Raw genomic sequence first — 8,352 nt, forward strand, 5'->3', positions numbered from 1 at the left:
GCGCCGATGCTTTCGATCTGGCCGCTGTCTCCAGCACCGTCGAAGGTCACGGTGACATGGGTGATGCCGGCGGCCGTGAGGCCGTCGAAGAGGCGGTCCTTGTTGCCGGGGCGCAGCGCTTCGATCCGAGCGGCACGCTCGGCATGGGCCGCGAAGATCTGCGCCATGTCGACGGTCGAGGGCGCCATCGGGGGCGCGAGGGTGGGTTCACTCAGGGTCATCGGGTGTCTCCGGTACGGGGAAGGGATCGGAGCCGGGCCGGGCGATCTCTCTCCCCCGGACAAGCTCCAAATCCCCCCTGCCCTTCTCTGCCTCTCGGGCCTCACGCAGCGACCTGCAGCGCCCGGGCGGCGAAGGCGCGCCAGAGCGGGTCGACGAGACGCCCGTCCAGAAGATCGGCGCGGTGCCGTAGCCGACCCGCCAGATAGGGCTCGCCCCAGGCGGCCGCGCGGCCTGCCTGCGCGCGAAGATGGCTCGCCTCAGTCACGACGCCCCGCGCTTCGGCAGCGCTCGTTACCGGGTGGCACCAGGCGACAGCGTGGTCGCTGGCGGCCCCGACCAGCACAAGGCGTTCGTCGCGATCGAGGATCGCCAGAAGCTGGGGTGCAGCATCCGGGGCGATGCCCTCGGCATGGTCGATTGCGCCCTGCATGGCCTCGGCCAGCGTCGCAAAGCGCGCGAGAACCAAGGGTGCGGCCCGGCCCGACATCAGATCCGCAGGCGTGCGGCGCGACAGGGTCAGGGCAAAGGGGTGGTTGGGATCAGCATCGCCCACAGCGAAAACCGGCGAGAAGCCTCGCGGGCCGGTGGTCGGGTGGATGGGCAGGGGCAAGTCGAACATGGGAGTATCTCCGACGGCGCCGGAAGCCTCTCTCCCCGCCTCATCCGTCAAAGACTGAACCGCCGCCCTCTTCCTCGAAGGGGCGGCGGCAGGTCTGTTGGCACCATCAGAGCTTGCCGAGAGCCCGCAGGCTCAGCTCTGTACCAGCGCCGACGATGATGTGGTCGTGCAACGTCAGCCCGAGATACCTGCACCCCTTCTGGATCTCCTTGGTCATGCTGAGATCGGCCTCCGAGGGCGTCGGATCGCCCGAGGGGTGGTTGTGGATCAGGATCAGGGCGCTGGCGTTCAGCATCAGGGCCCGCTTGATCACCTCGCGCGGATAGACCGGGACATGATCAACCGTGCCGGTCGAGAGAAGCTCATCGGAGATGACGCGGTTCTTGCGGTCAAGATAGAGGACATGGAACCGCTCGATGGGACCTCGGACGGTCAGAGCACAATAGTCCATCAGCGCCTGCCAGCTGCCTATGACGGGGTTCTGGCTGAGATAGCGGCCGAGGATATCACGGGCCTCGAGAATGATGGTTTCTTCCTGGGGGGTCATGGGGATCTCGCTGAATTGCACGCACCGGAACCCCCTGCCCTCTCGGGGCGTGGCCAGTAGCGTGCATGTGGAAGGGGAAAGCGCGACCGCCGCGCGCGAGGGCGGTCGCGATGTCGGGCCCGGCGTCAGCCAACCCGGTCGAGGAGCTTCTTCGCGCGCCCCTCCATGTCGAGGCGGGCATCCTGCTGGGTCTTGTCGCGCGCAAGCCGCGTGATGCCCTGCACGAAGTCGAAGATCGACTCCGGCGGGCGGCCCTCTTCCATCAGCACCTTCTCAATGATCTTGCCGGATTCGGCTTTCGAGAAGCCGCGCTTGCGCAGGAAGTTATCCCGGTCCTCATCCGTTCGCGCCACGATCTGCTGCCGCGCCGCCTTGATGCCGTTCACGAAACCCTGCGGCGAAGAATTGGCGAACCGTGTCAGTGCCGGGGCGGCCTCATGCGCAAAGCGCGAGGCGGCGTATTTCGAGTGGCGAATCTTGATCTCCTGGAAATCCTCGACGCCCCAGAGGTTGCGGTTCTGGCACACCGCCCGAAGGTAGAAGCTCGCCATGCCGAGCGTCTTGGCGCCCACCTCGGAGTTCCAGCAATAGAAGCCCCGGAAGTAGAGATCAGGGGAGCCATCCGGCAGGCGGCCCGCCTCGATCGGGTTGTGATCGTCGACGAGGAACAGGAAGACGTCGCGGTCCGAGGCATAGAGCGTGGTCGTGTCGCGGCTGATTTCGACATCGGGGTTGTAGACCCCGGTCGACCAGTCGAGCACCCCCGGCACCTTCCAGCGCGTGTCGCCCGTGCCATTGCCCGCGATGCGCTGGACCGCCTCAACCAGCTCGTGGTCATGGATGCGGCCATAGTCCGGCCCGGTGACCGCGCGCAGTTCGGTGCGGCCGTCTTCCGTCTCGAAGGTCTTCACCTGCTCGGCGCGGTGGTTGGTTAGGCCGTATTGCAGGTTGATCCCTGCCAGCGGCGCGGGCAGTTGCCGCAGGTAGGCCGCCGGCGCGCCGACGATGCTGGCAAGCTGGCCGAATGCCCAATGCGTGGGCGCGACGGGTTCCTGCGCTTTCGGGAGCACGAGGTGCAACCGCTCGGGATTGTCGCGCGCCGCCTCGACCCTGATATCCGCGGTCTGCACGACCCGGCTGCGGCTGCGCTCGGACCGACCCTTCACCGATGCCCAGAGATCGTCGAGCGACAGATACCGCTCGTCATCCGGCCGGTTGAACCATTCGGACGACACTCGCCCGTTCCGCTCACCCCGGCTCACATCCACTTTCCAGCCACCAGCCCGCGCCGGTGCGACCGGATCCAGAACTTCCACAACGCCCATCGGCTATCTCCCGTGACAGGCGCCGGAAGCCACTCTCCCAGCCCTCAACCCGTCGCCGGGAAACCGGCACTCCTCTTGCTCTGGCTGACGTGAAGGGCAGAGAGCGGACGGTCGCTGCGCAAAGGATGGAGGTCAGCAATGCGAACAAAGCGCTAATTCGCTGCAGTTACTCGAACGACCGCTCCACGGTGAATCTAAATTCGTTCGGCAAAGCGCCTGATGCGTTGCACCAGGCGCCTCTTGTTCCTGTCACATCGCGTTACTTGATGGCGAGGATGTCGAAGTTGTGGACGTTAGCGACCACACCGTCGTCCCACCCGCCAGCGACCAACTCCGCTGCCCGTTCGTTCAGCAGCCCGGCGACTTGACCGGCAAAGTGTGCTTCACGGCCAGCATTGTTGGCGAAGATGTCGAAGATTGCGAAGGATGTTTCGTCAATCTGCAGCGCCGCCCAGAACAATGTGCCGGGTTCGGTTTCTCCGACGATGAGACCAGCTGCGGTCAGCAAGGCTGCCAGTTCCGGCCCTTTGCCGGGTGCTGCTTCGAGCGTGATGTACGTGGCTGTCGTGGCCGAGTAGAGATCAACCGGTTCCTTCACCGACAGGACATCGGAATTGTTGATATTCGCGACAACACCATCGTCCCAGCCCCCGGCGACCAGCGCGTCGGCATTTTGGTTCAAAGCCGCGGCCACAGCGCCGGAGAAATGCGCATTGCGCGCTTCTTCATCCACGAAGATATCAAAGATCGCGAGCGTATCGTCGGCTTGCAAGGCAAACCAAAGCACGGTGCCTGGTTCGGTGTCCGCGACAATCGGGGCGGCTCCGGCCAGAAATTTGGCGAATGCTTCGGTCTGGCCTTCAGCGGCGGGCATGGCGATGTAGCTGGCAGTGTGATTTTCCATTGGGGTTTCCTGTGCGGATGCAGATGTCGTGATCAAGGCCAAAGCGGCAAGTGTCTTGAGAATTTGGGCTTTCATGGTCGCCTCCTGATCGACAGGTCGTCGTGGTTGGTTTCGATGCACCCTTTTCCCATGCCGAATGCCTCGGGCACCAATCCCGAACTTCTATTCTTTGATAGACATGTGCTATGGTGAACCTCATGGCGGAAAGTGACGGAGACTGTGGCAGTGGAGATGAACCAGATCAGGTATTTTTTGGCTGTCTGCCAGCATCGCAACTTCACCCATGCCGCTAGCGCCTCAAATGTTTCCCAACCGTCCTTGACGACCGCGATCAAGAAGCTTGAACACGAGCTCGGGGGTGATCTGTTTGTCAGGGACCGCGCGGGATGCAGGTTGACGGCACTCGGAAAACTCATGCAGCCAAGGCTACAGAAAGCGCATGACGAAACCCAGGCAGCTAAGGCAGAAGCCGTCCGCCACACGCGACTAGAGCGGGTTCCTATTTCTGTCGGAGTTGGCGAAACGATCGGTCACAACCGGATTTCGGCCGCCTTGGGACGCTTCCGTACACGATTGCCGCAAGCCGAAATAGAGTTGATCGTGGCGTCTGCCTCCAAGCTTCTGGCAGGATTGCGAGAGGGTGAATTTGACGTCGTTGTCACGGCGGCGACGGTCAGTGAAGACCTCTATCGAATAGACCAGCTCTATGACGAGTCCTACAAGGTTGTGGTGTCCAAGTCGCACCCGTTGTCTGAACGAGACGCTATTTCTCTTTCGACACTCGCTGAAACTGACATGCTCGATCGACCCAATTGCGAAATGCGGGATGCGTTGCATGGGGCATGTGCAGACCAAGGTCTCGAACTCTGCGCGGCCTATCGGTCAAATCGTGTGGATTGGTTAGTCGAACTCGCGCGGCAGGGATTAGGCGCGGTGATTTTGCCAACCACGGCAATTCCAGCAGACAGGGGCCTCGTTTCGATACCCATCGACGGCCTTGAAATTTCGCGAACTGTTTCTGCTCTTCGTTATCGGCACCAAACGACGAGACCGGAGACAAATGATCTGATCCGTGAGATTGCGCGTGTGTAGGCGTAGTATCATTGATGGCCGACATTCGCGCATAGTGCAGTAACTGGTACTTTGGGCTCCAAGAGGACCTTCGTTGCAATGAAGTCGAACGGCAGCTCTGGGGCCGAAAACGACGGAACCCGGCGGGTTTCCCCGCCGGGCCCGAGGGGGAGACCCCGTTCTTTTCAGAACGGGATCTCGTCGTCGCGGTCGACCAGCTCGGGGTTTTCGTTCTCGGCCGATTTCGGGCGGCTCAGGAAGTCGACCTTCTCTGCGATGATCTCGCAGCCGTAGCGGTCGGTGCCGGTTGCGTCGGTCCACTTGGTGTAGTGGATGCGGCCGTGGACGAGAACCTTCATGCCCTTCTCGCAGTGCTCTGCGACGGTCTTGCCGAGACCGTTGAAGCAGGTGATGCGATGCCATTCGGTGTCCATGACCCGGTAGCCGTTCTCGTCGCGCATCACGCGACCTTCCGAGAGGCGGGGGCGGGAGGTGGCCAGGGTGAAGTTGGTGATCTTCGTGCCGCTTTGGGTCGAGCGCACTTCGGGCTTTTGACCGATGTTGCCGGCGAGGATGACGATGTTCTGCATGTTAAGCTCCTGTGTTTCCTGTCCCTGGGACCGTCCCTTCGACAAGACCCGGAAAAAGCCTGTCGGCTGAGGCGTGCACGGGAGACGGAACGGCGACCGGAAACCTCCAAAGGGCCGGGGTGGAGCGGGCAGGTGACGCGTTTCCTCAGAAACGCTAGCCAACACGGCCCGGACTGACGCGGGGTTGCGCGCCAGAGGCCGAACAGGCTTAGGGGATTGTCAGTCGAAGGGATGGAGCCGGGGATGGGAGCGACCTGGGGCTCTCGCAGAACTCGGCCTTCCTCACCAAGGCAACCGGGTTGAAGCAGTTGCGAAACCGCCGACCCGGCAGCTCAAGCCAACCTCATCCCGCTGCCCTATCGCGGCGTCCTCCGTGGGAGTTGCGGTGTTGCGACCTGACGGCTATCCCGGATGCAGCATTCAGGAAACGAGGGCCCAATGGCTGATTTCAATCTCGAGGCGATGTCGCTCAAGGAACTGCGGCAAATGCATAAGGACCTCGCCAAGGCGATTTCCACCTATGAGGACCGTCATAAGGCCGAAGCCCGCACCAAGCTGGAAGCCATCGCCAAGGAGATGGGCTACTCCCTCGCCGAACTGATCGGTATTGAGGTGAAAGCCACCCGTGCGCCGGCCCTCGCGAAGTATAGGCACCCTGAGAACGCGGCCCTCACCTGGTCGGGCCGGGGCCGGAAACCGCAGTGGTTCGCAGACCACATCAACGCCGGCAAGGACCCGAGCGCTCTGGCGGTCTGACGGAGTTGGGTGACCCCGCCCGGGCGAAGCATGGCCCAAGTTAAGGAAACCGGTTTTTGCTGACACGACTGTTCGATCATGTTAGAAAAATGACGATTTCTTAACACGACGCGGAGCACATGTTAAAGCCGACCTATGCCATTCCCGCCCTGCCACCCCCGGCCGAGATCGAAACCGTTCCGGTCCTGAAGGCGCTCGCTCGCGCCAGCCGCGCGCTTGCGGATCTGAAGGGTCAGGCCAAGACCATTCCGAACCAAGGCATCCTGATCGACACGCTGGCTCTTCAGGAAGCCAAAGCTTCGTCGGAAGTCGAAAACATCGTCACAACGCAGGATGAACTGTTTCAGGCGGATGTTTTCCCTGACTGTTGATTTCCACTGAGAGCTGACCCGGGTTTTCCATCGAGAAGTGACCCACCTTTGATTATGGATTTTGGGTCATTCTGGGGTCAAGGCATGGTTTGCGTCCTTCTTCTTTCGGGCTGCTGCGGCTGAACTTGCCTTGAAGCGGAAGCTGTCGTTTCCGGTTTCCAGGATGTGGCAGCGGTGTGTGAGGCGGTCGAGGAGGGCCGTGGTCATCTTCGCGTCGCCGAAGACCGTGGCCCATTCGCTGAAGCTGAGATTGGTTGTGATCGCGACGCTGGTGCGCTCGTAAAGCTTGCTGAGCAGGTGGAACAGCAACGCCCCGCCTGATGCGCTGAACGGGAGGTATCCCAGTTCGTCGAGGATCACGAGGTCGAGGCGGGTCAAGCTTTCGGCAATCTGTCCCGCCTTGCCCTTGGCCTTTTCCTGTTCAAGGGCGTTGACCAGTTCGATAGTGGAGAAGAAGCGAACCTTGCGGCGATAGTGCTCGATCGCCTGTATGCCAAGAGCCGTTGCGACATGTGTCTTGCCGGTGCCCGGTCCCCCGATCAGGACAACATTCTGCGCGCCGTCGAGGAACTCGCAGCGATGCAACGTCCGGACAGTGGCCTCGTTGATCTCGCTGGCGGCGAAGTCGAAGCCCGAGAGGTCCTTGTAGGCTGGGAAGCGTGCCGCCTTCATGTGATAGGCGATGGAGCGCACCTCTCGTTCGGCCAGTTCGGCCTTCAGCAGTTGCGACAGGATCGGGATGCAGGCTTCAAACGCCGGAGCACCTTGTTCGATCAGATCCTCAACGGCTTGGGCCATGCCATACATCTTCAAGCTGCGGAGCATGATCACGATGGCACCTGCGGCAGGGTCATGACGCATGGCGGCCTCCTGCAGCGATCTGACTGCGCAGGGCGTCATAACGTTCGACATTGGCCTTGGGTTCACGCCTCAGGATCAACGCTTGCGGAGTATCCAGTGGCGGACCACCGATCACCTTGCCGTCAACAAGGCGGTGCAGGAGATTCAGCACATGGGTCTTGGTCGGCACACCCTCTGTCAGTGCCAATTCCACGGCGGTCAGCACGGCCTGCTCATCGTGCTGCAAGACGAGCGCGAGGATGTCGACCATCTCGCGATCACCACCGGGTTTGCGGAGCATCTGATCCTGCAACTGTCTGAAGGCAGGTGGCAATTCCAGGAAGGGTGCGCCATTGCGAAGAGCCCCGGGCTTCCGTTGGACAACCGCCAGATAGTGCCGCCAGTCATAGATCGTCTTCGGGGGCAACTTGTGGCTGCGCTGGATCAGGCGGACATGCTCGCACAGGATGTTACCCTCCGCCGCCACCACCAACCGGTCGGGATAGACCCGCAGACTGACGGGCCGGTTCGCGAATGATGCTGGAACGCTGTAGCGATTGCGCTCGAAGCTGATCAGGCAGGTAGGTGAGACACGCTTGCTCACCTCGACAAAGCCGTCGAATGCCACTGGCAGAGGCATCAAGGTCTTCCGTTCCGCCGCCCAGACATCGGCGATGGTCCCGTGCAGCGTGCCATGGGCAGTCTCATGCCACAGCTCGTGGCAGCGTTCTTCCAGCCAGGTGTTCAGTCCCGCAAGATCAGAGAAGTTTGGCATGCCCTGCAACATCTGGTGACGGGCGTCGCGGACGTTCTTCTCGACCTGCCCTTTCTCCCAACCTGCTGCCGGATTGCAGAACTCGGGCTCGAAGACATAGTGGTTCGCCATGGCGAGGAAGCAGATATTGACCTCACGGGCCTTTCCGCGGCCCACACGATCAACCGCCGTCTTCATATTGTCGTAGATGCCCCGTTCCGGCACGCCGCCGAAGACCCGGAACGCGTGCCAGTGTGCATCGAACAGCATCTCATGGGTCTGCAAAGGATAGGCGCGCAGGAGAAAGGCCCGACTGTGCGACAGCTTGATATGGGCGACTTGAAGCTTCGTGC

The 8,352-nt window shown here is 61.8% G+C and carries 11 protein-coding genes; 3 read left to right on the top strand and 8 right to left on the bottom strand.

Features of this window, described 5'->3' with window-relative positions:
- The 5 genes from C0V75_RS22355 to C0V75_RS22375 all read right to left on the bottom strand — a co-directional run.
- A partial coding sequence (locus tag C0V75_RS22355) for a DUF6878 family protein (RefSeq protein WP_371410721.1) occupies positions 1-221 on the bottom strand: 221 nt, incomplete at its 3' end.
- A gap of 101 nt (positions 222-322) precedes the next feature.
- On the bottom strand, positions 323-841 hold the full coding sequence (locus C0V75_RS22360) for a DNA repair protein RadC (protein ID WP_101923189.1): 519 nt from the start codon (positions 839-841) through the stop codon (positions 323-325).
- A gap of 106 nt (positions 842-947) precedes the next feature.
- Positions 948-1,388, bottom strand: a complete 441-nt coding sequence (locus tag C0V75_RS22365; RefSeq protein ID WP_101923197.1) for a RadC family protein — start codon at positions 1,386-1,388, stop codon at positions 948-950.
- Positions 1,389-1,513: 125 nt separating this feature from the next.
- Positions 1,514-2,713 carry a DUF932 domain-containing protein gene (locus tag C0V75_RS22370; protein WP_101923190.1) on the bottom strand — a complete coding sequence of 400 codons (1,200 nt, stop codon included), beginning with the start codon at positions 2,711-2,713 and terminating at the stop codon, positions 1,514-1,516.
- Positions 2,714-2,972: 259 nt separating this feature from the next.
- Positions 2,973-3,692 carry a putative quinol monooxygenase gene (locus C0V75_RS22375; RefSeq protein ID WP_101923191.1) on the bottom strand — a complete coding sequence of 240 codons (720 nt, stop codon included), beginning with the start codon at positions 3,690-3,692 and terminating at the stop codon, positions 2,973-2,975.
- Between the two features lie 156 nt (positions 3,693-3,848).
- On the opposite strand from C0V75_RS22375, the gene C0V75_RS22380 reads away from it, so the two are divergent.
- Positions 3,849-4,709 carry a LysR family transcriptional regulator gene (locus tag C0V75_RS22380; RefSeq protein ID WP_216821510.1) on the top strand — a complete coding sequence of 287 codons (861 nt, stop codon included), beginning with the start codon at positions 3,849-3,851 and terminating at the stop codon, positions 4,707-4,709.
- 164 nt (positions 4,710-4,873) lie between these two features.
- On the opposite strand, the gene C0V75_RS22385 is transcribed toward C0V75_RS22380, so the two are convergent.
- Positions 4,874-5,278, bottom strand: a complete 405-nt coding sequence (locus C0V75_RS22385) for a single-stranded DNA-binding protein (RefSeq protein ID WP_028030787.1) — start codon at positions 5,276-5,278, stop codon at positions 4,874-4,876.
- A 438-nt stretch (positions 5,279-5,716) separates the two neighbouring features.
- Here C0V75_RS22385 and C0V75_RS22390 point away from each other — a divergent pair, with 438 nt between their 5' ends.
- Both C0V75_RS22390 and C0V75_RS22395 read left to right on the top strand, forming a co-directional pair.
- Positions 5,717-6,034 (top strand): H-NS family nucleoid-associated regulatory protein, encoded by a 318-nt coding sequence (locus C0V75_RS22390; protein WP_101923193.1) that lies wholly within the window; start codon positions 5,717-5,719, stop codon positions 6,032-6,034.
- Positions 6,035-6,153: 119 nt separating this feature from the next.
- Positions 6,154-6,405 carry a Fic/DOC family N-terminal domain-containing protein gene (locus C0V75_RS22395; RefSeq protein WP_101923194.1) on the top strand — a complete coding sequence of 84 codons (252 nt, stop codon included), beginning with the start codon at positions 6,154-6,156 and terminating at the stop codon, positions 6,403-6,405.
- A 66-nt stretch (positions 6,406-6,471) separates the two neighbouring features.
- Here C0V75_RS22395 and istB read toward each other — a convergent pair whose 3' ends face one another.
- Together istB and istA are read right to left on the bottom strand one after the other, a co-directional pair.
- Positions 6,472-7,266, bottom strand: a complete 795-nt coding sequence (gene istB, locus C0V75_RS22400) for an IS21-like element helper ATPase IstB (protein WP_101923195.1) — start codon at positions 7,264-7,266, stop codon at positions 6,472-6,474.
- Positions 7,256-8,352: IS21 family transposase (gene istA / locus C0V75_RS22405; protein ID WP_101923196.1), on the bottom strand; the 1,097-nt coding region annotated here is incomplete at its 5' end. The genes istB and istA, both read right to left, overlap by 11 nt.

The sequence above is a fragment of the Tabrizicola sp. TH137 genome (genome assembly GCF_002855575.1).
GTDB lineage: Bacteria > Pseudomonadota > Alphaproteobacteria > Rhodobacterales > Rhodobacteraceae > Paragemmobacter.